The sequence below is a fragment of the Labedella endophytica genome (genome assembly GCF_003990045.1).
Classification (GTDB): Bacteria; Actinomycetota; Actinomycetes; order Actinomycetales; family Microbacteriaceae; genus Labedella; species Labedella endophytica.
The window spans coordinates 110,809-136,559 of record NZ_RZGZ01000005.1 but is presented as its reverse complement, the minus strand read 5'-3'; the positions used below and the strand labels follow the sequence as shown (position 1 = coordinate 136,559).

The 25,751-nt window shown below is 69.2% G+C and carries 23 protein-coding genes; 21 read left to right on the top strand and 2 right to left on the bottom strand.

The genetic code is table 11. The annotated features are described in order from the left end of the window. Positions 1–328: 328 nt before the first annotated feature. From ELQ94_RS15735 to thiL, 12 genes are all read left to right on the top strand, one after another. On the top strand, positions 329–1,957 hold the full coding sequence (locus tag ELQ94_RS15735; protein WP_127051318.1) for an ABC transporter substrate-binding protein: 1,629 nt from the start codon (positions 329–331) through the stop codon (positions 1,955–1,957). A 94-nt stretch (positions 1,958–2,051) separates the two neighbouring features. Then, positions 2,052–3,152, top strand: a complete 1,101-nt coding sequence (locus ELQ94_RS15730; RefSeq protein WP_127051394.1) for an ABC transporter permease — start codon at positions 2,052–2,054, stop codon at positions 3,150–3,152. Position 3,153: 1 nt separating this feature from the next. Beyond that, complete coding sequence (locus ELQ94_RS15725) at positions 3,154–4,185, top strand: ABC transporter permease (RefSeq protein ID WP_127051317.1); 1,032 nt, start codon at positions 3,154–3,156, stop codon at positions 4,183–4,185. Further along, positions 4,182–5,876 (top strand): ABC transporter ATP-binding protein, encoded by a 1,695-nt coding sequence (locus ELQ94_RS15720; protein WP_127051316.1) that lies wholly within the window; start codon positions 4,182–4,184, stop codon positions 5,874–5,876. Before ELQ94_RS15725 ends, ELQ94_RS15720 begins: the two co-directional genes overlap by 4 nt. Positions 5,877–5,942: 66 nt before the next feature. Beyond that, positions 5,943–6,623 carry a hypothetical protein gene (locus ELQ94_RS15715; protein WP_127051315.1) on the top strand — a complete coding sequence of 227 codons (681 nt, stop codon included), beginning with the start codon at positions 5,943–5,945 and terminating at the stop codon, positions 6,621–6,623. A 149-nt stretch (positions 6,624–6,772) separates the two neighbouring features. Continuing rightward, entirely contained in the window at positions 6,773–7,864 is a 1,092-nt protein-coding gene (locus tag ELQ94_RS15710; protein ID WP_127051314.1) for a TerC/Alx family metal homeostasis membrane protein, read from the top strand. A gap of 131 nt (positions 7,865–7,995) precedes the next feature. After that, positions 7,996–9,474: a 3-isopropylmalate dehydratase large subunit gene (gene leuC, locus ELQ94_RS15705; protein WP_127051313.1), complete on the top strand. Its 1,479-nt coding sequence runs from the start codon at positions 7,996–7,998 to the stop codon at positions 9,472–9,474. 4 nt (positions 9,475–9,478) lie between these two features. After that, positions 9,479–10,081, top strand: coding sequence for a 3-isopropylmalate dehydratase small subunit (gene leuD / locus ELQ94_RS15700; RefSeq protein ID WP_127051312.1), 603 nt, complete (start codon positions 9,479–9,481; stop codon positions 10,079–10,081). 92 nt (positions 10,082–10,173) lie between these two features. Beyond that, positions 10,174–10,944, top strand: a complete 771-nt coding sequence (locus ELQ94_RS17640) for a lysophospholipid acyltransferase family protein (protein ID WP_243697070.1) — start codon at positions 10,174–10,176, stop codon at positions 10,942–10,944. Continuing rightward, positions 10,941–12,068: an NAD(P)H-dependent glycerol-3-phosphate dehydrogenase gene (locus tag ELQ94_RS15695; protein ID WP_243697069.1), complete on the top strand. Its 1,128-nt coding sequence runs from the start codon at positions 10,941–10,943 to the stop codon at positions 12,066–12,068. The genes ELQ94_RS17640 and ELQ94_RS15695 overlap by 4 nt, the downstream gene beginning before the upstream one ends. After that, positions 11,965–13,062: a D-alanine--D-alanine ligase family protein gene (locus ELQ94_RS15690; protein WP_127051310.1), complete on the top strand. Its 1,098-nt coding sequence runs from the start codon at positions 11,965–11,967 to the stop codon at positions 13,060–13,062. Before ELQ94_RS15695 ends, ELQ94_RS15690 begins: the two co-directional genes overlap by 104 nt. Further along, positions 13,059–14,069 carry a thiamine-phosphate kinase gene (thiL, locus tag ELQ94_RS15685; protein WP_127051309.1) on the top strand — a complete coding sequence of 337 codons (1,011 nt, stop codon included), beginning with the start codon at positions 13,059–13,061 and terminating at the stop codon, positions 14,067–14,069. Before ELQ94_RS15690 ends, thiL begins: the two co-directional genes overlap by 4 nt. On the opposite strand, the gene rsmD is transcribed toward thiL, so the two are convergent. Beyond that, positions 14,066–14,701: a 16S rRNA (guanine(966)-N(2))-methyltransferase RsmD gene (gene rsmD / locus ELQ94_RS15680; protein ID WP_127051308.1), complete on the bottom strand. Its 636-nt coding sequence runs from the start codon at positions 14,699–14,701 to the stop codon at positions 14,066–14,068. The two genes, thiL and rsmD, sit on opposite strands and share 4 nt — an antisense overlap. Positions 14,702–14,772: 71 nt before the next feature. Between rsmD and ELQ94_RS15675 the strand changes: the two genes are divergently transcribed. The 9 genes from ELQ94_RS15675 to mutM all read left to right on the top strand — a co-directional run bounded on the left by ELQ94_RS15675 (position 14,773) and on the right by mutM (position 24,523). Further along, positions 14,773–16,956 carry an ATP-dependent DNA helicase RecG gene (locus ELQ94_RS15675; protein WP_127051307.1) on the top strand — a complete coding sequence of 728 codons (2,184 nt, stop codon included), beginning with the start codon at positions 14,773–14,775 and terminating at the stop codon, positions 16,954–16,956. Between the two features lie 51 nt (positions 16,957–17,007). After that, complete coding sequence (gene coaD / locus ELQ94_RS15670; protein WP_127051306.1) at positions 17,008–17,493, top strand: pantetheine-phosphate adenylyltransferase; 486 nt, start codon at positions 17,008–17,010, stop codon at positions 17,491–17,493. Beyond that, on the top strand, positions 17,490–18,509 hold the full coding sequence (locus ELQ94_RS15665; RefSeq protein WP_127051305.1) for an AAA family ATPase: 1,020 nt from the start codon (positions 17,490–17,492) through the stop codon (positions 18,507–18,509). Before coaD ends, ELQ94_RS15665 begins: the two co-directional genes overlap by 4 nt. Before the next feature lie 91 nt (positions 18,510–18,600). Beyond that, complete coding sequence (locus ELQ94_RS15660) at positions 18,601–19,776, top strand: DUF58 domain-containing protein (RefSeq protein ID WP_127051304.1); 1,176 nt, start codon at positions 18,601–18,603, stop codon at positions 19,774–19,776. Beyond that, a complete protein-coding gene (locus ELQ94_RS15655; RefSeq protein ID WP_127051303.1) occupies positions 19,773–22,079 on the top strand; it encodes a transglutaminase TgpA family protein in 2,307 nt (768 codons plus the stop codon). Before ELQ94_RS15660 ends, ELQ94_RS15655 begins: the two co-directional genes overlap by 4 nt. Beyond that, on the top strand, positions 22,076–22,636 hold the full coding sequence (locus ELQ94_RS15650) for a YceD family protein (RefSeq protein ID WP_424977485.1): 561 nt from the start codon (positions 22,076–22,078) through the stop codon (positions 22,634–22,636). Before ELQ94_RS15655 ends, ELQ94_RS15650 begins: the two co-directional genes overlap by 4 nt. 3 nt (positions 22,637–22,639) lie before the next feature. After that, complete coding sequence (gene rpmF, locus ELQ94_RS15645) at positions 22,640–22,843, top strand: 50S ribosomal protein L32 (protein ID WP_127051302.1); 204 nt, start codon at positions 22,640–22,642, stop codon at positions 22,841–22,843. Between the two features lie 45 nt (positions 22,844–22,888). Beyond that, the gene (gene rnc, locus ELQ94_RS15640) at positions 22,889–23,581 is read left to right on the top strand and encodes a ribonuclease III (RefSeq protein WP_127051301.1); all 693 of its coding nucleotides are present in this window, start codon (positions 22,889–22,891) and stop codon (positions 23,579–23,581) included. 45 nt (positions 23,582–23,626) lie between these two features. Beyond that, positions 23,627–24,523 carry a bifunctional DNA-formamidopyrimidine glycosylase/DNA-(apurinic or apyrimidinic site) lyase gene (gene mutM, locus ELQ94_RS15635; RefSeq protein ID WP_127051300.1) on the top strand — a complete coding sequence of 299 codons (897 nt, stop codon included), beginning with the start codon at positions 23,627–23,629 and terminating at the stop codon, positions 24,521–24,523. A 31-nt stretch (positions 24,524–24,554) separates the two neighbouring features. Here mutM and ELQ94_RS15630 read toward each other — a convergent pair whose 3' ends face one another. Then, positions 24,555–25,640 carry a GNAT family N-acetyltransferase gene (locus tag ELQ94_RS15630; protein ID WP_166404863.1) on the bottom strand — a complete coding sequence of 362 codons (1,086 nt, stop codon included), beginning with the start codon at positions 25,638–25,640 and terminating at the stop codon, positions 24,555–24,557. Between the last annotated feature and the right edge of the window lie 111 nt (positions 25,641–25,751).

Sequence of the window (25,751 nt, the reverse complement as noted above, 5' to 3'; positions counted from 1 at the left end):
GAGTCAGGCGTTTACCCGAGAGTCAACGGCGTTTACCAGAGTCAGGCGTTTACCAGAGCCAACGGCCCCGCGGGTCACGCTGTGCGGGTCGGTCTCTCGCAGGTCTCTTGACCGGGCTTCCAAGCCTTCCCAGCTCCGGGGCGCTGTCGCTACCCGAGGGCGGACGGACGCCGTCGCGTGTATTTCGATCGGATTAATTACCGTGAGAGCGCTCCCTCAGGCGGCGGCTGAGAGAACGATGTGTGTTAGACCTGGTACATCACAGCGGCGTGCGCCGCGATCGTTCGCGCGCCCACGCCATCCCCCACCAGGAAGGAATGACGGATCGATGACATCCGCATCCAGGCGTCGAGCGCGCCTCCTCACCATCACAGCAGGCGCCACCGGTGCCGCCCTCATCCTCGCCGGCTGCGCCGGCGGTTCGGATGACGGCGGTTCCACGGACTCCGGCACCATCACCGTCGGCACCACCGACAAGGTCACCGTCCTCGACCCGGCCGGTTCGTACGACAACGGCTCGTTCGCCGTCATGAACCAGGTGTTCCCGTTCCTCATGAACACCCCGTACGGCAGCCCCGAGGTCGAGCCCGACATCGCCGAGTCGGCCGAGTTCACCTCGCCGACCCAGTACACGGTCACGCTCAAGGAAGGCCTGACGTTCGCGAACGGCAACGAGCTCACGTCCTCCGACGTGAAGTTCACCTTCGACCGCCAGCTCGCGATCGCGGACCAGAACGGTCCGTCGTCGCTGCTCTACAACCTCGACAGCGTCGAGACCCCTGACGACCTCACGGCGGTCTTCAACCTGAAGAGCGAGAACGATCAGGTGTTCCCGCAGATCCTGTCGAGCCCCGCCGGCCCGATCGTGGACGAGGACGTCTTCGCGGCCGACGCGCTCACGAGCGACGACGAGATCGTGGACGGCGGCGCCTTCGCCGGCCAGTACACGATCGAGAGCTACGACTTCAACAACCTCATCTCCTTCGCGGCCAACCCCGACTACATGGGCGCCCTCGGCGCGGCCGAGAACGAGCAGGTCGTGCTCCAGTACTTCGCCGACTCCTCGAACCTCAAGCTCGCCATCCAGGAGGGCGAGATCGACGTCGCGCACCGCAGCCTGTCCGCGACCGACATCGCCGACCTCGAGGGCAACGACGACGTGAGTGTCGAGACGGGACCCGGCGGGGAGATCCGCTACATCGTCTTCAACTTCGACACCCAGCCGTTCGGTGCCGCTACCCCCGAGGCCGACGAGGCCAAGGCCCTCGCCGTGCGTCAGGCCGTCGCGGACCTGATCGACCGCGATGCGCTGTCCGAGGACACGTACAAGGGCACCTACACCCCGCTCTACTCCTTCGTCCCCGAAGGACTGACCGGCGCGACCGAGCCCCTCAAGGAGCTCTACGGCGACGGCGACGGTGGGCCCTCGGTCGAGGCGGCCGAGGCACGCCTCGCCGACGCAGGCATCGACGAGCCCGTCGAACTCAGCCTGCAGTACTCGAACGACCACTACGGTCCCTCGTCGGGAGACGAGTACGCCGCGATCAAGGCCCAGCTCGAGGAGTCCGGCCTGTTCACCGTGAACCTGCAGACCACGGAGTGGGTGCAGTACTCGGAGGACCGCACCACCGACGTCTACCCGCTCTACCAGCTCGGATGGTTCCCGGACTACTCGGACGCGGACAACTACCTGACGCCGTTCTTCCTCACGGACAACTTCCTCGGCAACCACTACGAGGACCCCGAGGTCAACGACCTGATCCTCGAGCAGGCGTCGATCGTCGACCCGGCCGAGCGCACGGCCGCGATCGAGGAGATCCAGCAGAAGGTCGCCGAGCAGCTGTCCACGATCCCCTACCTCCAGGGTGCCCAGGTCGCGGTCGTCGGTTCCGACATCAGCGGGACGACACTCGACGCGTCGTTCAAGTTCCGCTTCGCCCCGATCACCAAGGGCTGATCCACCGGTAGCCCGGTCGATCTGAACTACAGTGCCGGGGTGGCCGTCAGCGGCCACCCCGGCTTTTCACCGCTCCCACTCCGGAGGTCCTCTTCTGAACGCCCCAGCCCGCACCGATGATCCGGCGACGTCGCCGGCCTCGGCGGCAACACCACGCAAAGCACGACAGGCGGGATCGAGCCTCACCCGCTACATCCTCGTCCGATTCCTGCTGATCCTCCCCACCATCTTCATCCTCGTCACCCTCGTGTTCCTCCTCATGAGGACGACGGGCGACCCCATCACGGCGGCCCTCGGCGGCCGTTTGACGGCAGACCAGCTCGCCGAGCGCGTCACCGCCGCCGGGTACGACAGGCCCCTGTTCGTCCAGTACGTCGAATACCTCGGTCAGATCTTCACCGGTGACTTCGGCACGACTCTCTCCGACAACCGACCCGTCCTCGAGGTTCTCTTCGTCTACGGAGCGGCCACGGTCGAGCTCGCGTTCTACGCGCTCATCGTCGCGTTCATCGTCGGCATCCCGCTCGGTATGGTCGCCGCGTACTTCCGCGACCGCACTCCCGACGCGATCCTGCGCGTCCTCGCGATCCTGTTCTACGCGACGCCGGTGTTCTTCGCCGGTCTCCTGCTGAAGCTCCTCTTCGCCGTCACGCTCAAGTGGCTTCCCGTCTCCGGTCGCGCCTCCACGAGTTCCGAGCTCCAGTTCGCGCTCCTCGACGAGCGGTCGGGGTTCTACCTCGTCGACGCGTTCCGCACGGGCGACGCGGAGGTCGTGGGGGACGTGCTCCAGCACGCCGTGCTCCCGGGGCTCGCCCTCGGGTTGCTCACGGCCGGAGTCTTCCTCCGACTCGTGCGCACGAACATGATCGGGACCCTCGGCACCGACTACGTCGACGCGGCCCGATCGCGCGGTGTCGGCGAACTCCGATTGGTCCGCACGCACGCGTACCGGCCGGCCCTCATCCCGATAATCACGGTGATCGGGCTGCAGGTCGCGATGCTCCTCGGCGGCGCCGTGCTCACCGAGACGACGTTCGAGTGGAAGGGGCTCGGGTTCCAACTGTCCGAGTACCTGCAGGCTCGCGACTTCGTCGCCGTGCAGGGCATCGTGGTGCTCCTCGCCGTGATCGTCGCGGTCACGAACTTCCTCGTCGACATCATCGCGGCGCTCATCGATCCGAGGGTGAGGTACTGACATGACAAGCACCACGCAGCGGGCGCCGAGACGGCGCCTCGTCGACCGGCTCCCGGTCGTCAAACAGCTCAGGCAGAGCGTCGGGATCCAGCGGTTCATGCTCGTCGCCGGCCTCGTTCTCACGGCCGTCTTCGTCCTCTCCGCCTTCCTCGCGCCCCTCATCGCGCCCTACGGCTTCAGCCAGATCAGCGACGAGGACGGAACGTTCGGTACGCAGCAGCCGCCGAGCGCCGCGCACCTCCTCGGCACCACCGTGAGCGGGTTCGACGTGTTCTCCCGCGTGGTCTGGGGCGCCCAGACCGCCCTCGGCGTCGTCGTGATCGCCGTGGCGCTCTCGATCGTCGCGGGAGTCATCCTCGGCCTCGTGTCGGGATACTTCGGCGGCTGGCTCGACCGCGTCCTCGTGGTCGTGTGCGATGCGATCTACGCGTTCCCCTCGCTGCTGCTCGCGATCGTCATGTCGATCGTGATCTCCGGTGGACAGTCGAGCCTGTGGGGCGGGATCTTCGCGGCGGCCATCTCGATCACGGTCGTGTTCATCCCGCAGTACTTCCGCGTCATCCGCGCGGAGACGGTCCGCATCAAGTCCGAGGCGTTCGTCGAGTCGGCGCGTGTGATCGGCGCGAGCCACACCCGCATCATGACCCGTCACGTCCTGCGGAACGCGACGCGGACCCTGCCGCTCATCTTCACCCTCAATGCCTCCGAGGCGATCCTGACCCTGGCGGGTCTCGGCTTCCTCGGGTTCGGCATCGAACCCACCGCAGCCGCGGAGTGGGGCTTCGACCTCAACCGCGCGATCGCTGACGTGTCGAGCGGCATCTGGTGGACGGCGGTGCCCCCGGGGATCGCGATCGTGCTCACCGTGCTCGGCGTGACCCTGGTCGGAGAGAGTCTCAACGACCTCTCCGATCCCCGTCTCCGCGGGCGGCGGTCCGTGAAGGCGGACGACGGCGCGGTCGCGGAGACCTCGGTGGTGCCCGGAGGCAGCATCGACCCCTCGATCATCGACGGAACGGATGGACGACCATGACCGATGTGCTCACGATCTCCGACCTCGACGTCTCCTTCTCGACCGACGCCGGTGCGGTCAAGGCCGTCGACGGCGTCAGCCTCACAGTGGGGGAGCGCGAAGTGCTCGCCATCGTGGGGGAGTCGGGCTCCGGCAAGACGGTGACCGCGAAGTCGATCCTCGGCCTGCTCCCCGACACCGCAACGGCATCGGGGGCCATCGTCCTCCGCAGCCGCGACGGGGCGAGCGAGAACGACGTCATCTCGGTCTCGGGTCAGACGCTCCGTCAGTTGCGCGGGTCCGACGTCTCCATGGTCTTCCAGGAGCCGTCCACCGCCCTCAACCCCGTCTTCACGGTCGGCTGGCAGATCGCCGAGGGACTGAAGGCCCACGACCCGAAGCTCGGCCGCAAGGCCGCTCGCGCGAAGGCGATCGACATTCTGCGTCGCGTGGGGATCCCCGAGCCCGAGTCGCGCGTCGACTACTTCCCCCACCAGTTCTCGGGAGGGCAGAAGCAGCGTGTCGTCATCGCGATGGCGCTCGTCCTCGACCCCGGGCTCATCGTGGCGGACGAACCCACGACGGCGCTCGACGTCACGGTGCAGGCGGAGATCCTCGACCTCCTGCGCCGCTGTCGCGACGAGTTCGGCGCCTCGATCGTGCTCATCACGCACAACATGGGTGTCGTGGCCGATCTCGCCGACCGCGTGGCGGTCATGTACCAGGGCGAGCTCGTCGAGGAGGCAGACGTCCAGACGCTCTTCTCCGCGCCGACGGACCCGTACACGAAGCGACTGCTCGCCGCGGTCCCGCGCATCGGGCAGAAGCTCGAGGCTGCGGAACGGAGAGCCCCCGTGGATCCGGAGGCCGAGCCGATCGTCGTAGCCCGCGATCTCCGGATCCAGTACCCCGGCCGTTTCGGTCGTCCCGGATTCGTCGCCGTCGACGGTGTCGATCTCACGATCGGCGCCGGCGAGGTCGTCGGTCTCGTGGGCGAGTCGGGTTCGGGCAAGACGACGATCGGGCGCGCGATCGCCGGACTCACACAGGTGACCTCCGGATCGCTCACCGTGCTCGGTGTGGAGATGAACCGCGTGCGTGAGCGCCGGTTCGCCCCGATCAGGAAAGACATCGGCTTCGTCTTCCAGGATCCGGCGTCGAGCTTCAACCCCCTGTTGACGATCGCGGAGGCCGTCGCGGAGCCGCTCTCGGTGCACCGGCCGGACCTCGACGCCACGACGTCGCGGAAGCGCGTCGACGAGCTGCTCGAGGCCGTGCAGCTGCCGAAGGCGTTCGGAGATCGCTTCCCCCATGAGCTCTCCGGCGGGCAGCGCCAGCGGGCGAGTCTCGCACGGGCGCTCTCCCTCGAGCCGAAGCTCCTCGTCGCCGACGAACCGACGAGCGCTCTCGACGTGTCCGTCCAGGCTCGCGTCCTCGAGCTCTTCGCCGAGCTCCAGGCCGAGTTCGGATTCGCCGCGCTCTTCATCAGCCACGACCTCGCGGTGGTGGACATCCTCTCCGACCGGATCGCGGTGCTCTACCGCGGTCGACTCGTCGAGGAGGGGACCGGCGAGGAGGTCCTCGGGGCCCCCTCCGATCCGTACACGCGGCGGCTGCTCGCGTCGCTCCCGGTGCCGGATCCGGTCGCACAGCGCGAGCGGCGCGAGGAACTCGCCCGCATCGTGGCCGCCGAGCGCGCCGCCGAGGGCTGACCCGAACGCCCGACCGTCACACGATCGTGATGGTCGGGCGTCGGCCCCGGCCATAGAGTCGAAACCGTGATCCTCACCCCCCGCTCCGCGCCTCCGCGCGGTCGCATCGCCCTCGTCCTCCTCTCCCTCCTCGCTCTCGCGTCGTGCGCGGCGGAGCCGTCCGAGACGGGCGCGTCCTCGTCCGAGACCCCTTCGACATCCGCGTCGGCGACACCGGCGCCGAGTGGCGTCGGAACCCCCGAGCCGACCTCCTCCTTCGCGCTGCCGACGACGTGCGACGCCATGACCGACGGAATCTTCGACCCGGTCACCTCGGAGTACCCCATCGATGCCGTCAACACCGCCGGCCCCGAGCCCGAGGCGACCGATGATCGGGAGCGGTACCCGGAGCTCCTCGACCTCCTCGTCGACGCCGGGGGAGCCAGTTGCACCTACATCTTCCAGGACCGCGAGGCCGGACAGGGAGGTCTGGACGGTTCCGGACAGGAGTACACGGTCGCGGCCGTCTCGGCGGAACAGACCACGGCGGTCGTCGCCCAGCTCGAGGCCGACGGCTTCACGCTCTCGGACGCTGACGGACGCGACGTCTACGCGATCGTGGGAACCCAGGAGGGCGAGTACGACCTGACGGCCGTCCACGTCCTGAGCGACGGCGTGTGGATCAGCGGGATGCAGAACCTCGGCCCGCCGCTCGAGGAGATGCTCGAGAGCATCGACGGCATAGCCGGGAACGTCGGCGCCTGGTAGGAGCGCCACGAGAGGCCCCGCATTCTGCCCCCTTCCGACCGGAAACGGGAGCCGGAGGCTGGGCCTCTTGGCGGCTGTACACTGGACCGCTGCCGTGAGTGATCGTCTTCCTCCGGTTCGCGCATCCTCCCTCGTCCTGAAAGGCACCCGTGCACCCCGAGCTTCCCCTGGTGTTCGAGATCGGCTCGTACATCGCCCTCGGCCTCATCCTGCTGTTCGACCTGCTCTACGTGGTCAAGCGACCCCACATCCCGTCCTTCAAGGAGGCGACGCTGTGGGTGGTGTTCTACGTGAGCCTCGCACTCGTGTTCGCCGGCCTCATGTGGGCGTTCGCCGGGGGCGAGTTCGCTGGGCAGTTCGTCGCCGGATGGCTCACGGAGTACAGCCTGTCCGTCGACAACCTCTTCGTCTTCGTCATCATCATGGCCCGCTTCTCCGTGCCCCGGAAGTTCCAGCAGGAAGTGCTCATGGTGGGGATCGTGATCGCCCTCGTGCTCCGCGGGATCTTCATCCTCCTGGGTGCGCAGATCATCGCGAACTTCTCGTTCGTCTTCTACATCTTCGGCATCTTCCTGCTCATCACCGCCTACCGGCAGGCCTTCGCCGACAACGACGACGCGGACGACGGCGAGACGAGGTTCACCCTCTTCCTGCGCCGCAAGCTCGGCGTGCACGACGAGTTCGACGGTTCGAAGCTCCGCACGACGATCGACGGCAAGCGTTACTTCACGCCGATGATCGTCGTCTTCATCGCGATCGGAACGACCGACTTCATCTTCGCCATCGACTCGATCCCCGCCATCTTCGGTATCACTCAGAGCCCGTTCATCGTCTTCACCGCGAACGTCTTCGCTCTCATGGGACTCCGCCAGCTGTACTTCCTGCTCGGCGGGCTGCTCGACCGTCTGCGCTACCTGCATTACGGGATCGCCTTCATCCTCGCCTTCATCGGCGTGAAGCTGTTCCTCCACGCGATGCACGAGAACGAGCTGCCGTTCATCAACGGCGGGGAGCACATCGAATGGGCGCCCGAGATCAGCACGTGGGTGTCGCTCGTCGTGATCATCGCGTCGATGACGGTCGCGACGCTCGCGAGCCTGGCGCACGGCGCACGTGACAAGCGCGCGGAAGCGGACGACGATGGCGCGCAGAAGGACCGCGTGGAATCCGCCGTCGACGCTTCGGAGTCGGATCAGACGCCCCGCGCCCCACGGTCGGACGACGAGGGATCCGCGCGCTGACGGGTGCTATTCTGTGACGATGCTGCTCGATCGGTCCCTCCTCCTTCGTCGCCGCGACGAGGCCTGACGCTCTGGCCTCCCTCGTCGCGGAGGTTGCTGTGGCCGGATCCGATCGAAGAAGGACCGAAACCATGAGTACATCCACAACGCCCGTCTCCGCGACACCCGAGACGGATGCGGCTCGACCGACTCTCGCCGAGAAGACCACCCTCACGCTGGCCGAGAAGATCTGGCGCGACCATCTCGTGAAGAAGGGCGAGGACGGCACCCCCGACCTCCTCTACATCGACCTGCACCTTGTGCACGAGGTCACGAGCCCGCAGGCCTTCGACGGCCTGCGCCTCGCGGATCGGCCCGTTCGGCGACTCGACCTCACGATCGCAACGGAGGACCACAACACCCCCACGCTCGCGATCGACAAGCCCATCGCGGACCTCACGAGCCGGACGCAGATCGAGACGCTCCGGCGCAACGCCGAGGAGTTCGGTGTGCGGCTGCACTCCCTCGGCGACGTCGAGCAGGGGATCGTGCACGTCGTGGGCCCGCAGCTCGGACTCACGATGCCCGGCATCACCGTCGTCTGCGGCGACTCGCACACGTCGACCCACGGCGCCTTCGGGGCGATGGCTTTCGGCATCGGCACGAGCGAGGTCGAGCACGTCCTCGCGACGCAGACCCTGCCGCTCAAGCCGTTCAAGACGATGGCGATCAACGTCGAGGGCACGTTGAAGCCGGGCGTCACCGCGAAGGACGTCATCCTCGCCGTCATCGCGAAGATCGGCACGGGCGGCGGTCAGGGCTACGTGCTCGAGTACCGCGGATCCGCTATTCGTCAGCTCTCCATGGAGGGTCGCATGACGATCTGCAACATGTCGATCGAGGCGGGCGCGCGAGCCGGCATGGTCGCTCCCGACGACACGACGTTCGAGTACCTCAAGGGCCGCCCGCACGCGCCGAGCGGCGCCGACTGGGACGAGGCCGTCGAGTACTGGCGCACCCTGCCGACGGACGAGGGCGCCGCCTTCGACGCCGAGGTCTTCCTCGACGCCGACGAGCTCGAACCGTTCGTCACGTGGGGGACCAACCCGGGCCAGGGCGTCTCGCTCAGCCAGTCGGTCCCCGACCCGGAAGCCATCACCGATGCCAACGAGCGAGCGGCGGCCGAGCGCGCGCTCGAGTACATGGACCTCGAAGCCGGCACGCCGATGAAGGAGATCCCCGTCGACGCCGTCTTCATGGGGTCGTGCACCAACAGCCGCATCGAGGACCTCCGCGCCTTCGCGTCCGTCATCGAGGGGCGCACGAAAGCCGAGCACGTCCGCGTCATGGTCGTCCCGGGGTCGGCTCGTGTGCGGCTCGAGGCCGAAGCCGAGGGTCTCGACAAGGTCTTCCTCGACTTCGGTGCCGAGTGGCGGTTCGCTGGGTGCTCGATGTGCCTCGGCATGAACCCCGACCAGCTCGCGCCGGGAGAGCGTTGCGCCTCGACGAGCAACAGGAACTTCGAGGGCCGCCAGGGCAAGGGCGGTCGGACCCATCTCGTCTCTCCGCTCGTCGCCGCCGCCACCGCCGTGCGCGGAACACTGTCGAGCCCGTCGGATCTGGAGGCATAAGGCCATGGAGAAGTTCGAGACGGTCACCGGGGTCGCCATGCCCCTCAAGCGATCCAACGTCGACACCGACCAGATCATCCCGGCGGTGTACCTCAAGCGCGTCACGAAGACCGGCTTCGAGGACGCCCTCTTCGCCGGGTGGCGTCAGGACCCGGAGTTCGTGCTCAACCAGCCGCAGTTCGCCGGAGCGCAGATCCTCGTGGCCGGTCCCGACTTCGGAACGGGATCGAGCCGCGAGCACGCGGTCTGGGCCCTCCGCGACTGGGGCTTCCGCGTCGTCGTGAGCGCACGTTTCGCCGACATCTTCCGAGGAAACAGTGGCAAGCAGGGGCTCCTTGCCGCCGAGGTGGAGGAGTCCGAGGTAGAGCGTCTCTGGGCCCTCATGGATGCTCAGCCCGGCCTGGAGGTCACGGTCGACCTCGTCGCGCGCACGATCGTCGCCGGCACGGAGACGTTCGCGTTCCAGGTCGACGACTACACCCGCTGGCGGCTCATCGAGGGACTCGACGACATCGGCCTCACGCTGCGCGACGAGGAGGCCATCACACGCTTCGAGCAGACGCGGGCCGCGTGGCGCCCGAAGACCATCCCCGCGCGCAGCCTCTGAACGCCGAGACGCCGAGCGGTGGGGATCGACGGATCCGTCGCCGACGGCCCCGTCGCGGGTCCGTCGGCGAGGGGTCGAGCCATAATGGGCAGGTGTCAGTGAGTTCATCGGGTCGGCCAGGCCGCCGGTCCACCCCCGAGAAGTCCCGACCGTCCTTCTTCTGGCTCCTCGCCGGCATAGCTCTCCCGCTCACTCGCTCGATGATGGTGTTGAAGATCGAGAACGGCGACAAGCTCCCGGGCTCCGGGCCCGTGATCATCGCCCCGAACCACTATTCGGAGATCGACCCCGTCGTCGTGGGGCTCGCCATCTGGAAGCTGGGTCGCGCGCCGAGATTCCTCGCCAAGGCGTCCCTGTTCCGCGTGAAGATCCTCGGATGGATGCTGCGCTCCTCCGGCCAGGTGCCGGTCGAACGCGCCGGGGCGACGCGCGGGAGCGACCCCATGGCGGCGGCCGTCCAGGTGGCCGATCGCGAACAGGTCCTCGTGGTCTGCCCCGAGGGAACCCTCACGCGAGACCCGGCGATGTGGCCGATGCGGGGCAAGACCGGGGCGGTGCGGCTGGCGCTGCAGCACGGGATCCCGATCCACCCGGTCGCGCACTGGGGGACGCAGAAGGTCATGGCGCGGTACTCCAAGAAGATCCACTTCTTTCCCCCGAAGACCGTGCGCGTGCGCTTCGGAGACGCCGTGGACCTCTCGGCGTTCGCCGGTCGGCCCCTCGACGGCGCCACCCTCTCAGCGGCCACCGATGTCGTCATGCAGGCCATCACGCGCGAGCTCGAGGAGCTCCGCGACGAGAAGGCCCCCGCGACGCGGTGGGACCCGACCGAACGAGGACAGACGGAGACGGGGCGCTTTTGAGCCGGAGACAACAGGCCAGGGTCGCCGTGCTGGGCACGGGCAGCTGGGGCACGACGTTCGGGAAGATCCTCGCCGACGGCGGGGCATCGGTCACCATGTGGGCGCGACGCCCGGAGATCGCCGCTGAGATCTCCCGCACGCACCGCAACAGCGATTACCTCCCGGGCATCACGCTGCCGGACGGCCTCTCCGCCACCTCCGACCTGAAGGTGGCACTCGCGGGGGCGAGCCACGTGTTCGTCGCCGTGCCGAGCCAGACGCTACGGGACAACCTCACGGCCATCCGGCCGCTGCTCGCACCCGGGGCGACGGTCGTGTCGCTCATGAAGGGCGTCGAGAAGAGCACGGGACTGCGGATGAGCGAGGTCATCATCGAGAGCCTCGGCATCGATCCAGGCAGGGTCGCGGTCGCCTCGGGTCCGAACCTCGCCCTCGAGATCGCCCGCGAGCAGCCGACCGCCGCCGTCATCTCCTCGAGCAGGCTCGAGACCGCCCAGAGCGTCGCGATGCTCGCACGGAACGGGTACTTCCGGTCGTTCGTGAACACCGACGTGATCGGCACCGAGTTCGGTGGAGTGCTCAAGAACCTCATCGCCGTCGCGATCGGCATCGTCGACGGAGTGGGGTACGGCGAGAACACGAAGGCGTCGATCATCACGCGCGGGCTCGTGGAGATGACCGACTTCGCGGTCGCTCGCGGCGCGAAGGCGGAGACGCTCGCCGGGCTCGCCGGCCTCGGCGACCTCATCGCGACGTGCCAGTCGCCCCTGTCACGGAACAACACCGCGGGACGGCTGCTCGGACAGGGATACAGTTTCCAGGCCGTGGTGAAACAGATGCAGCAGACGGCCGAGGGGCTGGCGTCGGTGGCGCCGGTGCTCGAGCTCGCGCGGGAGATCGGCGTCGAGATGCCGATCGTCGAGCAGGTCAAACAAGTGCTCGACGGCACGCTCGACCCGCGCGACATCGCGCCCCATTTGACGACAGACAGTGACGAGCCCCAGGGCGAGAGGACGAGCGATGACAGTGAAGAGACGAGTGGCGGTCCTCTTCGGCGGACGTTCAAGCGAGCATTCGATCAGCTGCGCAACGGCCGGAGGGGTGCTCTCGGCGATCGACCGTGAGCTGTTCGACATCGTGCCGATCGGGATCACCCGTGCCGGTGCGTTCGTGCTGGAGGAGGACGACCCGTCGAAGTTCGCGCTCGATCCCGAGCGCCTTCCCGAGGTGATCGACAACGGTTCCCGCGTGCTGTGGCCAGAGGACGCCTCCTCCCGGGAGCTCCGTGTGACCTCGGCTGACGGCGTCGTCACCTCGCTCGGCACGATCGATGTCGTGTTCCCGATCCTTCACGGTCGCTACGGCGAGGACGGCACGGTCCAGGGGCTGTTCGAGCTCGTGGGACTGCCCTACGTGGGGTCCGGTGTGCTCGCCTCGTCGGTCTCGATGGACAAGCACTTCGCCAAGACCGTGCTCCAGCACGCCGGGATCGCCGTGGCGCCGTGGGCGACCGTGTCGGCGACGGGGTTCCGCGCCGATCCCGAGGCAGCGCACCGGAGCGCCGACGGTCTCGGCTACCCGGTGTTCGTGAAGCCGGCCCGCGCCGGATCGAGCGTGGGGGTCGCGAAGGTGGAGGAGCCGGCCGGGCTCGACGCCGCGATCCGTGAGGCACTGACGCACGACGACCGCGTCCTCATCGAGTCCACCGTGGTCGGCCGCGAGGTCGAGATCGCCGTGCTCGAGGGCAGGGACGGCGCACCGCCGCGGACCTCCGTCGCGGGAGAGATCGTCGTCTCAGGACGGGGCTTCTACGACTTCGAGTCCAAGTACCTCGATGCCCCGGGGATCGACCTCGTCTGCCCGGCCGACCTCACGGACGACGAGTTCGGCGAGATGGGTCGGATCGCGGCGGCGGTGTTCGATGCGGTGGGGGCCGAGGGGCTCGCTCGTGTCGACTTCTTCCTCACCGACGACGGTTTCGTCGTGAACGAGCTCAACACGCTGCCGGGCTTCACCCCGATCTCGATGTTCCCGAAGTGCTGGCTCGCGAGCGGACTCGCGTACCCCGACCTCATCACCGAGCTCCTCGAGCTCGCGGCGGCGCGCGGAGCCCGGTGAGCGATCGAGGCCGAGCACCGGGCGCACCGGGACCGACGGTCGCGGACGAGAGCGAGGCGGCGATCCTCGCGCGCATCCTCCCGCTGCTCCCGGCGGCTCCCGCCGCGACGATCGGGCCGGGGGACGACGCCGCGGTCGTCGCCGCCGTCGACGGTCGCTTCGTCGTCACCACCGATCTCATGGTGCACGGGCCCGACTTCCGGCTCGCCTGGTCGACGCCGTGGGAGCTCGGGTGGAAGGCCGTCGCGACGAACTTGTCCGACGTGGCCGCGATGGGTGCTCGTCCGACGGCGCTCGTCCTCGCGCTCGCGGTGACACCCGACATGCCCGTGGCCTCGCTCGAGGAGTTCGCCGGCGGGGTCTCCGAGGCCGTCGCCGCCTTGAGCCCCGGCTGCGGCGTCGTGGGGGGCGACCTGTCGGTGTCGGAGACCTTCACGATCGCCGTGACGGCCTTCGGGGATCTCGAGGGGCGGGCGCCGGTCCTCCGCTCCGGAGCCCGTGTGGGCGACGTGGTCGCGGTGTCCGGGGTGCTCGGTGAGGCCGCGGCGGCCCTCCAGCTCCTCTTCCGTGACGGGGTCGACGAGGACGGCGTGCCCGATCGTGCGCTCACCGCCGCGCTGCGCAAGCGGCACGGGGAGATGCTGGCTGCGCAGTTCGCGCCGCGACCGCCCGTGGGGGACGGCGTGCTCGCGGCGCGCGCAGGTGCCACCTCGATGCTCGACCTCTCCGACGGCCTCGCGCGGGACGCGGCTCGGATCGCGGCGGCGAGCGGCGTCGGCATCGCGTTCGACGGAGCGACGCTCGGCCGCGACGTGGCTCTTGCCCTCCGCGGCGGCGAGGATCACTCCTTGCTCGCGACCTTCCCGGCGACGGCCGAGCTGCCCGGGGGCTTCCGTGCCGTCGGACGCGTCGTCGACCCGGCGACCGGCGCGCTCACGTGCGACGGTGTCGTCGTGGACCCCGTCGGATGGGATCCCTACGTCGGATGGGACGGCGGCCGGGGTTAGTCGGAGTCGGGGCCGGTATCGGACCAGGAGCCCGTGTTGGCCTCTGTGGCCGTCTCGCCCTCGGCCGCCGTCTCCGCCTCGGCGAACCAGAGGGTCGTCTCGCCGTAAGCACGGCTCCGGATCGCGGCGATGCCCGACGGCCAGACGGGCTCGGGGGAGCGGGTGCTGCGTTCGACGACGACGACCCCGCGGGGGGCGAGGACCCGCGCGATGCCGGCGAGGTCCTCGGCGATGTCGGCGTCGCCGACGTCGTACGGCGGGTCCACGAGCACGAGATCGGCGGGAGCGGCCGAGACCGTGAGATGGGACCGGACCGACCGGGCGGAGACGTCGATGGGCACCGAATCGGGGCCGAGCGACCGCACCACAGCCGCGGCGTTCGCTCGGCAGAGGGCCGCGGCCTTCGCATTGCGCTCGACGAGCACGACCGACGCGGCACCCCGCGACGCCGCCTCGAGTCCGAGCGCGCCGGAACCGGCGTAGAGGTCGAGTACGCGGGCCCCCGAGATCGCGTCCCACGACTCGAGGGTCGAGAAGAGCGCCTCGCGCACGCGTTCGCTCGTCGGCCGGGTGCCGGCGGACGGCACGGAGAGACGGACCGATCGGGCACGGCCGGCGATGATCCTCGTCACCCCTCGAGCGTACCGGCCGCCGGGAGGGTCGCCGATCGGCGGTGTCGGGGGTCCGCCGTAGAATCTCCCGTATGACCGCACTCGGACTCGACGACCGCCTCGACGGGGTCCTCGGGGCCAAGACGGCCGGGGTGTTCGAGCGTGCTTTCGGGTTCCGCTCCGTCGGCGACCTCCTGTCGCACTACCCCCGCCGGTACGCCCGACGCGGTGATCTGACGGTCCTCTCCGAGCTTCCGATGGACGAGAACGTCACGATCGTCGCGCAGGTCGTGGAGGTCAACGAACGGCCGATGCGCGCCCGTCGAGGATCCATCCTCGAGGTGCTCATCTCCGACGGCAACGGCGCGCTCACGCTCACCTTCTTCAACCAGTCGTGGCGGGCCAACGACCTCAAGCCGGGACGCGCCGGCGTGTTCGCCGGAAAGATCGGCTCGTACAAGGGCCTCAACCAGCTCGCCCACCCCACGTACGAGCTGTTCGAGCCCGATGCGCCGAGCGGCATCTCGCCCAAGGTCTGGGCGGAGACGCCGATCCCGATCTATCCGGCGACCGCGGCGGTCACGAGCTGGGTCATCCAGAAGTCGATCGCACTCGTGCTCGACGGCCTCGGCCCGATCGACGACCCCGTACCCGGAGACGTCGCGGTCGCGGAGAGGATCCTCGGTCTGCGCGATGCGCTCGAGCGGGTCCACCGCCCGCAGGACGACCCCGACTGGAAGAGGGCGCGCGAGACCCTGCGCTTCCATGAAGCCTTCGTGCTCCAGGCCGGTCTCCTCCAGAGGCGGCTGTCCGAGCGGGCCGAGCGGGCCACGGAACGTGCGGCCCTTCCCGGCGGCGCCCTCGAACGGTTCGACGCGGCCCTTCCCTTCGATCTCACCGACGACCAGCGCGTGGTCGGTGCGGAGATCGCGGCGGAACTCGCGTCGGGAACTCCGATGAACCGACTCGTCCAGGGCGAGGTCGGCTCGGGCAAGACGCTCGTCGCGCTCCGGGCCATGCTCGCCGTCGCCGAGTCGGGTGGCCAGTCGGCCCTCCTCGCGCCCACGGAGGTCCTCGCGGCCCAGCACCTGCGCTCGATCGTGGCGTCCCTCGGCCCCGACCTCGCGGCCCGACTGGCGCCGGTCCTCCTCACGGGCCAGATGTCCACGGCGGAGCGGCGCAAGGCTCTCCTGCGGATCGTGAGCGGTCAGGCGCAGATCGTGGTCGGCACGCACGCCCTCCTGTCGAGCGGGGTCGAGTTCTACGATCTGGGGCTCGTGGTGGTCGACGAACAGCACCGGTTCGGCGTCGAGCAGCGGGAGGCGCTGCGGCGGAAGGGCTCGATCCCACCCCACGTCCTCGTCCTCACGGCCACGCCCATTCCCCGAACGGTCGCGATGACCGTCTTCGGCGACCTCGACGTCAGCTCCCTCCGGCAGCTGCCGGCCGGTCGTCAGCCGATCGAGTCCTTCGTGGTGCCTCTCGCCGAGAAGCCGCTCTGGATCCGCCGGGCGTGGGAGCGACTGTCGGAGGAGCTCGCCGCTGGACGACAGGCGTTCGTCGTGTGCCCGGCCATCGAACCGGGGGAGAAGATCGCCGCGGAGGACGGCGCCGAGTCCCCGGCGGACGATGGCGACGGTCCGGGGGAGGACGCCCGCCCGCCGCTGTCGACGGTGAGCGTCGTGCTCGAGGAGTTGAGGGCGCACCCATCCCTCGCCGGTCGGGTCATCGAGCCCCTGCACGGTCGGATGACCTCCGACGAGAAGGACCGTGTGATGCGCGGGTTCGCGGACGCCCACATCGATGTGCTCGTCGCGACGACCGTGATCGAGGTGGGGGTCGACGTACCCGGGGCCTCGATGATGGTCGTGCTCGACGCGGATCGTTTCGGTGTCTCCCAGCTCCACCAGCTCCGTGGCCGGGTGGGCCGGGGCGGTCTGCCCGGACTGTGCCTCCTCGTGACGAACGCCCCGGAGGAGACGATCGCCCGCGACCGGGTCGAGGCGGTCGCAGCCACCCTCGACGGTTTCGAACTCGCCCAGGTCGATCTCGAACTGCGCCGGGAGGGAGACGTGCTCGGCAGTGCGCAGTCGGGCGGTCGCTCGTCGCTCAAGCTCCTTCGGGTCGTCTCCGACTCCGACGTCATCGAGCGGGCGCGCCGATTCGCCCTCGACCTGCTCACGGACGACCCGGCGCTCGAGTCGCACCGGGCGCTCCGCGACGCCCTCGAACGGCGGCTCGACGAGCAGACGCGCGCCGCTCTCGCGAAGAACTGAGAATGTCCGGGGGAGCCTAGCGTGTTCCTGTGGGGCGGATAAGCTGGCCGAATGGTTCACCGGATCGCCGTGATTCCCGGCTCGTTCGACCCCGTGACTCTCGGTCATCTCGATGTCATCGAGCGTGCCGCGGGACTGTGGGACGAAGTCCACGTCGTCGTCGTGCACAATCCTGCGAAAGAGGCGATGCTCCCCATCAACGAGCGGGTCTCTCTCCTCGAACGATCGATCGCCGACGCCGGGTATCCGGGCACGATCATCGTCGCGTCCTGGAGCATGGGTCTCCTCGTGGACTACTGCACCGACGTCGGCGCACACGTGCTGGTGAAGGGCATCCGCTCGCAGGTCGACGTCGCCTACGAGACGCCGATGGCCATCGTCAATCGCAAGCTCGCGGGGGTCGAGACGGTCTTCCTCCTGCCCGACCCGGCGCACGGGCACGTGTCGAGCTCGCTCGTGCGCCAGGTGGCCGCCCTCGGCGGCGACGTGTCGCCCTACGTGCCCCCCGCGGTCGCGGAACGGATCCAACGCGCATGACCGACACGACGACACCGACGCCGCAGCGTGGAGCGGACTCCGGGGGGCTCTCCTTCGATGAAGCGCACGAGCTGACGCAGCGGATCGTCGCGAACGTCGAGAGCGTCATCTCCGGCAAGACGGACGCGGTGCGCATGGCACTCACGGTGGTGCTCGCCGGAGGCCACCTGCTGCTCGAGGACGTGCCCGGTGTGGGCAAGACGATGCTGGCGCGCACTCTGGGGACCTCGGTCGGGTCGAAGGTGAACCGGATCCAGTTCACCCCGGACCTCCTCCCGTCGGATGTCACGGGTGTCTCGGTCTACAACCAGGTGGAGCGCCGCTTCGAGTTCTCGCCCGGGCCGATCTTCGCGAACATCGTCATCGGAGACGAGATCAACAGGGCGTCGCCGAAGACGCAGTCGGCGCTCCTCGAGAGCATGGAGGAGCGCCAGGTCACGGTCGACGGCACGACCTACCCGCTCGCTCGACCGTTCACGGTCGTCGCGACGCAGAACCCGATCGAGATGGAGGGCACCTATGCCCTGCCGGAGGCGCAGCGTGATCGCTTCATGGCGCGCATCTCAATGGGCTACCCGTCCGCGGCGGCGGAGGTCGCGATCCTGACCCGCCGGGAGACCGCCAACCCGCTCGATTCGATCGGTCCCGTCGTGTCCAACGACGAGCTCGTCCGGATCATCGAGACCGTGGAGTCGACCTACGTCTCGCCGGCCGTCACGCACTACGCCGTGGCCATCGCTCGCGCGACCCGTGCCCACGCCGATCTGCGTCTCGGCGCGAGCCCGCGATCGACGCTGCAACTCGTGAGGGCCGCGCGCGCTCTCGCCGTGATCGAAGGGTACGAGTTCGTCCTGCCCGACCACGTCGACCGGCTCGTCATCCCCGTGCTCGGTCACCGGTTGGTCGCCACGAACAAGGCCCTCGGACACACCGGCGACAGCGACGCCTTCCTGTCGTCCCTGCTCGACGAGCTCGTGGCGTCGACCCCCGTCCCCTCCGTGGTCCCGCGGCACTGACGTGGCCCGCCGCCTCCCGCCGCGACGACGCCTGTCCTTTCGCCCGACACGGAGAGGGTGGGCCGTCGCCGCGAGCGCCACGGTCCTACTCGTGGCCTCTGCGGTGTTCGACCGCCGGGAAGGGTTCGTCGTCGCGGTCTTCCTCGTCAGCCTGCTCGCCGTCGCGACCGTGTTCGTCACGGTGCGTCGCGCGAGCCTCGATGTCGCGCGACGTCTGCCGTCCGACATCCTCGCGGCGGGGGAGGAGTCCGTCGTCGTGCTCGACGTGCGGACAGAGTCGTGGGACGCTTCGATCCAGCGGTGGCGGGACGTCGTACCGGGGTCGTTCGGGCCGGCACCCGCGGGCGACGCCGATGCCCTCACCGCGGCGAGCGTCGGCGGTTCGGTGCGAGCGAGCTACCTGGTGCGTCCGGAGAGGCGCGGCGAGTTCGTGCTCGGCCCTCTCGTCGTCACGAGGGAGGACCCGTTCGGGCTCGTCCAGGCCGAGCGCTCATCGACGGGCGGGAGCGACGTCGTCGTCACCCCGCGGGTCGTCCCCCTCCTGCACTCGGAACTGATCCAGGCGAGCGGCGAAGGCGCGAGGCACGAGCACCGCATGTCCAGCCACCCGCGCGTCGACGAGCTCATCGCCCGGGAGTACCGAGCGGGAGACCCCATGCGTCGGATCCACTGGCGCGCGACGGCGCGGCGTGGCGAACTCATGGTGCGGCAGGAGGAGCAGGAGGTCGATCCGGCGATCGTCCTCGTCCTCGATACCGCGGCCGGTGAACCGGGTGCCCGGCCCGACCCCGGGGCGTTCGAGCTCATGGTCGAGTTGACCGCTTCGATCGCGGTCCACGCGCTCGGTGCGGGGTTCCGCCTGACGCTCGTGGAGTCCGTCCCGCGCGACACGGACGCCGCCCGCCGTTTCGAGCCGTCGCAATCGGCGGACGTCCTGACGCGGCTCGCGGTCGTCGAACCGATCCGGCGGGACGAGGACACGCCCGACATCGCCGCCGTCACACGGGACGTCCTCGATCGGGCGGGCGCACCTGTTCCGGTGATCGCGGTGCTCGCTGACGGCAGCGTCCCATCGGTGCGACGACTCGTGCCGATCGCTCGGCTCGCGGATCCCGCGGTCGCGTTCGTGCCCCCTGACGACGCAGGCCGCGCCGAGCTCGGTTCCGGCGGGTGGATCACCGGCGTCCTCGGTGCCGGTCGCACGGTCTCGGATATCTGGAACGAGACCGTCCTGCTCGATCCGCTCGTGCGCGAGAGGGAACGATGACGAACGAGACCGCACCGTCGGACCGGCGCGGTGACGCGCCAGCCGCGAACTGGGCGGGCGTGCTCTCCATAGCCGTCCTTCTCATCGTCTCCCTCATCCCCCTCGGTGCCGTCATCCAGGGGACCGACTGGTGGCTGACGGCGATCACGGCGATCGCCGCGGTGTTCGTCCCCGCGGCGATCGTCCGTTCTCTCGGAGGTGCCCCCTGGGTGGGTACCCTCGTCGGAACCGGCGTCTGGCTGATCGGGCTCGTAGTGGTCTTCGCGCCGGGCTCCGCCCTGCTCGGAGTCCTCCCCACGCTCGACACCGTCTCGGCCGTCCAACAGCTCGCGGTCGACGCCGGCCGTTCCTTGTACGTGCAGGCCGTGCCCGTCGAGCCGATCACCCCGTTGCTCTTCCTCCTGGCGGTGGGACTCGGGGCCCTCGCCGTCCTCGCCGACGTCGTCGGCATCTCGCTGCGCTCGCCCGCGCTCACCGGTGTGCTCGCCGTCGGGATGCTCGTTCCGCCGTCCATCTTCACCGGAAGCATCGACATCGTCGCCTATGTGCTCGTCGCGATCGCCTTCCTCGTCGTGCTGCGCGTGGACGGACGACGCGGACGGGTCACCGCGCTGACGGCGTCGTCGAGGGCCTCTGCGCTCGGGATCGGAGCGGCCGCCGTCGTGACGACGGTCCTCGCGGCGACCCTCGTCCCGGCCTTCTCGTCGCGGAGTCTCGTGGAGCCCGACGGGGAATCCGCGCTCGGCTCGGGCATCAGCGAACTCGCCGACCTCGGGCGCGACCTCCAGCGGCCGGGCAACACGCCTCACTTCACTTACCAGACGACATCGACGACCGCGCAGTACCTGCGCATCCTCACCCTCGATCGATTCGAGGGAGCGCAGTGGAGCTCGAGCGGGGAGAGCGAGATGGTCGGACAATCGGAGGGCGAGAGACTCATCGTTCCCGGGCTCACTGCGGAGGTCCCCGTGGAGGAGGAGACGGTGAACATCTCGATCACCGGCCTCGTCGGGGACCTTCTGCCCGTTCCGTTCCCCTCGGTCGCGATCACCGGCCTCGACGGATCATGGGAGTGGGACACCGAGGGGCTGACGGTGTCGAGCCCGTCGGACTCCGTCGAGGACCAGGAATACTCGGTGACGTCGTTGCTGATCCAGCCGAGTGCCGATCAACTCCGCGGAGCTGAGCCGGACTACCCCGCAGGAGTCACCCCGTTCCTCGATCTGCCGGACGAGGTCCCCGGAACGCTCCGATCCGTCTTCGACGACGTCACGGCGGGGACGACGAACCAGTACGACGCGGCGTTCGCGATCCAGGAGTACCTCCGCACGGACTTCGCCTACTCCGTGACGACGCCGGTGCAGGACGGCTACGACGGCGACGGTTTCCAGGCGATCGCCGATTTCCTCGAGCAGAAGAGCGGCTACTGCGTGCACTTCGCGTCGGCTATGGCGATCCTCTCGCGCATGGCGGGCATCCCCTCTCGCGTGTCCCTCGGATACCTCCCGGGTGACCGTGTGGGATCCGACGACGACGGGTTCGTGGCCTACCGGGTCGGGAGCGACGACCTCCACGCCTGGCCGGAGTTGTACTTCGCGGGTGTCGGGTGGGTCCCGTTCGAGCCGACGCCGGGTCGCGGGATCGTCCCGTCGTATGCCGTCGAGGCCGCGGATGCCGCCGCCCCCGATGACGTACCGACGGGGGCGGCGTCGCAGGACCCGTCGTCGACCCCCACCCCGACGGCATCGACGGATCCCGACGAGGCGGAGGCGGGCGCTGGAGGGAGTGGTCGTTCGACGCAGACGACGGCCGTCGGGAGCGTCCTGCTCGTGCTCGTGCTTCTGGTCATTGTCGTGCCGGCCATCGTGAGGACCGTCCGGCGCAGGAGGCGCTGGGACCTCGCCCGCGCCGAGTCGACGGTCGCGCCGCTGTGGGACGATCTCGTGGACGCGGTGCTGGATCTCGGGTATCCCGTCGGCGACGCCGATTCCGAACGGGACCTCGCGGCCCGGCTCCGACGTGTCGTCGCGGAGGATCGGCGTGCGACGGCATCGCTCGACCGACTCCTCGCCGCGGTCGAGTTCGAGAGGTACGCGAAGGCGAGCTCTCCGGTGGTCGCCGACCTCCGTGACGACGCCGAGATCGTGCGCGGTGCCCTGGCCGCTGCCACCACGCGGGCGCATCGCGTCCGCGCGGCGGTGGTGCCGGCCTCGGTCGTCGCTCGGCGGCGGGGAGCCATCGCGACGCCGGTTCGCGCGGGTCGGGACCCCCGGCGCCCCACAGAGGGTAGAATTCCCCGGTGACTGGACTGAAGAGGACGCCGTACACGGTCGGAGTGAGAGACCTCGAGGGGCGACCGGGGGAGATGCGCGAGCACTCCTACGATTTCCCCGCTCCCGACCAGCTGGGTGAGGGACTCGTCGCCGTCAAGGCGGGCACGGACCTCCACGCCGATATCCGACTCGAATCCGTGCACGAGGGCATCCTCGTGACGGCGGAGATCGAGACGACGGCGGACGGGGAGTGCGGACGGTGCCTGCGGGAGATGTCCCAGCCTGTCGAAGTCGAGTTTCAGGAACTTTTCGCGTACTCTGGATCGGAAGCGTCTGAGTACGAGGTTCTCTACGACCATGTCGATCTAGAATCTCTCGTCAGAGATGCAGTGGTTTTGTCACTGCCGTTTCAACCGGTGTGCACTCCCGACTGCCCCGGTCTCGACCCCGAGACCGGCGAGCGGATGGAGAGTCGCCCGGAACCGGAATCCCGTGAAGCCTCCGATCCTCGGTGGGCTGCGCTCGCGGAGTTCGCCCCCAGACCAGGCGCCGCAGGATCGGGCGCTGAAGACAAAGAAGAAGGTTGAATCATGGCTGTTCCGAAGCGGAAACAATCCCGAGCCAACACGCACGCTCGTCGTTCGCAGTGGAAGGCTGAGGCCCCCAAGCTCGTCAAGACCGTCGAGAACGGCAAGGTCACCTACAGCCTGCCGCACCGCGCCAAGGTCGTCGAGGATTCCGCGGGCACCCCGCTCTTCCTCGAGTACAAGGGCCGCAAGGTCGCCGACGTCTGATTCCCTTCTCGGGTCCTCTCCGACCCGCGATCGGTCCGTCTTCCCATGAGCCACGATGAGCACACCTCGCTCATCGTGGCTCTTGGCGTGCCCGTGAGTCCCGACCTGCTCGAGCTCGCGCTCACCCACCGGTCCTTCGCGTACGAGAACGGCGGCATCCCACACAACGAGCGCCTCGAGTTCCTCGGCGACTCCGTCCTGGGGCTCGCCGTCACCGAGACGCTCTACCGGGACAATCCCGACCTCCCGGAGGGATCGCTCGCCAAGATGCGGGCGAGCGTCGTCTCGACCGTCGCCCTCGCCGTCGTGGCCCGTCGCATCGATCTCGGGGAGCACATCCGTCTCGGTCGGGGCGAAGAGCTCACGGGTGGCCGAGACAAGGCGTCGATCCTCGCGGACACGATGGAGGCCGTGTTCGGCGCCGTCTTCCTCGACAGCGGACCGGCTGTGGCGAAGGACCTCGTCCTCCGGCTCGTGTCGCCGCTCATCGGCGAGATCGATCGCTTCGGCGCGACCATGGATCCGAAGACGAGCCTCCAGGAGGCTGCGGCGGCTCTGGGCGGCCCCGCACCCACGTACACGGTGACGGCCTCGGGGCCCGATCACTCGCGCGTCTTCGTGGCACGGGTCGCCGTCGGCGACATCGTGTCGGCGGAGGGCACCGGCAGCAGCAAGAAGCACGCCGAGATGGCCGCGGCCCTGACCGCGTGGACAGAGCTCGATGCCCGAACTCACTGACCCCCGCTCCCTGATGCCCGAACTCCCCGATGCCTGAATTCGCCGATGCCTGAACTGCCGGAGGTCGAGGTCGTCCGGGCCGGACTCGAGCCGGCGGTGACCGGGGCACGGGTCACCGGTGTCGAGGTCCTCGACCGCCGCTCCCTTCGACGCCACCTCGGAACGGCGTTCGAGGACGATCTGACGGGGCTCATCATCCGGTCGGCCGTGCGTCGAGGGAAGTTCCTGTGGTTCCCCCTCGACGATGGTCGTGCGCTCACCGCGCACCTCGGCATGAGCGGACAGATGCTGTTGCGCCGGCCCGGTGAGACGGACCGGTTCACCCGGGTCGCGCTGTCCCTCGAGCATCCCGAGCACGGCGAGCTCGCCGTGAACTTCGCCGACCAGCGCATCTTCGGCGGGCTCGCGATCGACCCGCTGGTGGTCGCACCGGACGCTCGACCCGCCGGCCACGCTGGAGCCGTCGTCGCGGACGCCCTGCTCCCCGAACGCGTCGCGCACATCGGCCGGGATGCGCTCGACCCGTTCATCGACGAGGAGCGGGTCGTCTCGAGGATCCGAGCGAGTCGCAGCGGGATCAAGCGACTCCTGCTCGATCAGACGATCCTGAGCGGGATCGGCAACATCTACGCCGACGAGTCCCTCTGGGGAGCGATGATCGCCCCCGAGCAGCCAGGGGTCAGCCTCTCGGTCACGGACGTGCGCCGGATCCTCGAGGAGGTCCGCGCCGTGCTCCGGAAGGCGCTGGCGGAGGGCGGTACGAGCTTCGACGCCCAGTACGTCAACGTCAACGGCCAGGCCGGCTACTTCGCCCACAGCCTCAACGCCTACGGTCGCCAGGGCGATGCCTGCCGACGGTGCGGCACGAGCATCGTCCGGGTGGCCTTCGCGAACCGCTCGAGCCACTACTGCCCGGTGTGTCAGGTGCTGCGGGAGGCCTAGGCGGCTGCCAGGAGCTGCGGACGACGTCCCGTCACGGCAGCGAGACGTCCTTCCGCCACCCGCCCTCGGCGCCGATGGGACGGAACCCGAGAGCCTCATTGACGCTCAGCATCGGCCTGTTCTCCTCGGCGTTGTAGGTCGTGACGGTGGTCGACGCGGGGGAGGCGTCGCGCAGCGCGAGCAGGTTCGTCGCCTTCACGAGCATGCCGAGACGGTGACCACGATGCTCCGAGAGGACGAGCGTCGAATCCTGCAACACGGGCCGGCCGCGGTCGGTCGGTACGAGTAACTCCGTGAAGGCCACGAGGCGCCCGCTCGCATCGTGACGCGCGACGGTCGTGAGGGCGAGCTGACCTCCCGCGGCGCGATCGGACTCCATGCGTCGTACACGATCCGTGTCCCAGACCTCCTCGTCGACGTCGAGCCCACCGGCGGGCGCATCCGTCGACATCCGCTGCTGCAGCACGACCATGTCGGCGAGCCACTCGTCGGGAAGCGCGCCGGACACGGTGAGGGTCGTGTAGCCGGTGGCCCGGGCACCGACCTCGGCGGAGACGCTGGCGAGGACGGGGAGGGTATCGGCGACATCGAGGCGGGACATGCGCTCGACCTGTTCGAGGCGGTACCCGCGGCCCTGCGCGAACGACACCTCCGGGGCGTCCGAATCGATCCGGCCGAATCCCGTCGGGGGCCGGAGGGCTCGTCCGCCGCGGAAGGGTCCATGGGTGACGAACGCCTTGAGGATCGTGCGGTCGGCCTCGGTCGCCCACTCCTCGATACGGGTCAGGAGAGCCGTCCCGATCCCCGCATCGCGAAAGTCGGGCAGCACCTCGGCCGAGACGAAGGCGGTGGGCGATCCGGGCTCGGCCGGCAGATCCAGCACGCCGCGCCCGACGATGCGCCCGTCGACCCGCGCGAGCAGCAGCCGTCTCGGACCGTCCGTGGAGTTGAGCCAGCCCGGGAGGATCTCCTCGGCCGTCGATGCGTATTCGTCCGTACCGAACGCCGCGGCTTCCACGGCGTTCCGGACGTCGACCATCTCCCGGAAGGACGCGCCGTCCGGTCCATCGAGGGTGGCAGGGATGCGTCCCTCCTCGATGACGACGCGTTCATGCACTCGCTCGTCCACTCTCTCGCCCTTCTTCTCCGCCGCCGATGGGCAGCCGAGGCTACCGCGCACGCGTGGTCCCTGACCAGACCGCGTTCCGACCCCCGTCGTCGCGCAGCG

Bases quoted from the DNA above. Each gene is read 5' to 3' on its own strand.
- coaD (WP_127051306.1), top strand. From the start codon at position 17,008: ATGGTTCACCGGATCGCCGTGATTCCCGGCTCGTTCGACCCCGTGACT.
- leuD (WP_127051312.1), top strand. From the start codon at position 9,479: ATGGAGAAGTTCGAGACGGTCACCGGGGTCGCCATGCCCCTCAAGCGA.
- rpmF (WP_127051302.1), top strand. From the start codon at position 22,640: ATGGCTGTTCCGAAGCGGAAACAATCCCGAGCCAACACGCACGCTCGT.
- ELQ94_RS15690 (WP_127051310.1), top strand. From the start codon at position 11,965: ATGACAGTGAAGAGACGAGTGGCGGTCCTCTTCGGCGGACGTTCAAGC.
- ELQ94_RS15665 (WP_127051305.1), top strand. From the start codon at position 17,490: ATGACCGACACGACGACACCGACGCCGCAGCGTGGAGCGGACTCCGGG.
- leuC (WP_127051313.1), top strand. From the start codon at position 7,996: ATGAGTACATCCACAACGCCCGTCTCCGCGACACCCGAGACGGATGCG.
- ELQ94_RS15720 (WP_127051316.1), top strand. From the start codon at position 4,182: ATGACCGATGTGCTCACGATCTCCGACCTCGACGTCTCCTTCTCGACC.
- ELQ94_RS15675 (WP_127051307.1), top strand. From the start codon at position 14,773: ATGACCGCACTCGGACTCGACGACCGCCTCGACGGGGTCCTCGGGGCC.
- rnc (WP_127051301.1), top strand. From the start codon at position 22,889: ATGAGCCACGATGAGCACACCTCGCTCATCGTGGCTCTTGGCGTGCCC.
- ELQ94_RS15735 (WP_127051318.1), top strand. From the start codon at position 329: ATGACATCCGCATCCAGGCGTCGAGCGCGCCTCCTCACCATCACAGCA.
- ELQ94_RS15725 (WP_127051317.1), top strand. From the start codon at position 3,154: ATGACAAGCACCACGCAGCGGGCGCCGAGACGGCGCCTCGTCGACCGG.
- mutM (WP_127051300.1), top strand. From the start codon at position 23,627: ATGCCTGAACTGCCGGAGGTCGAGGTCGTCCGGGCCGGACTCGAGCCG.
- ELQ94_RS15655 (WP_127051303.1), top strand. From the start codon at position 19,773: ATGACGAACGAGACCGCACCGTCGGACCGGCGCGGTGACGCGCCAGCC.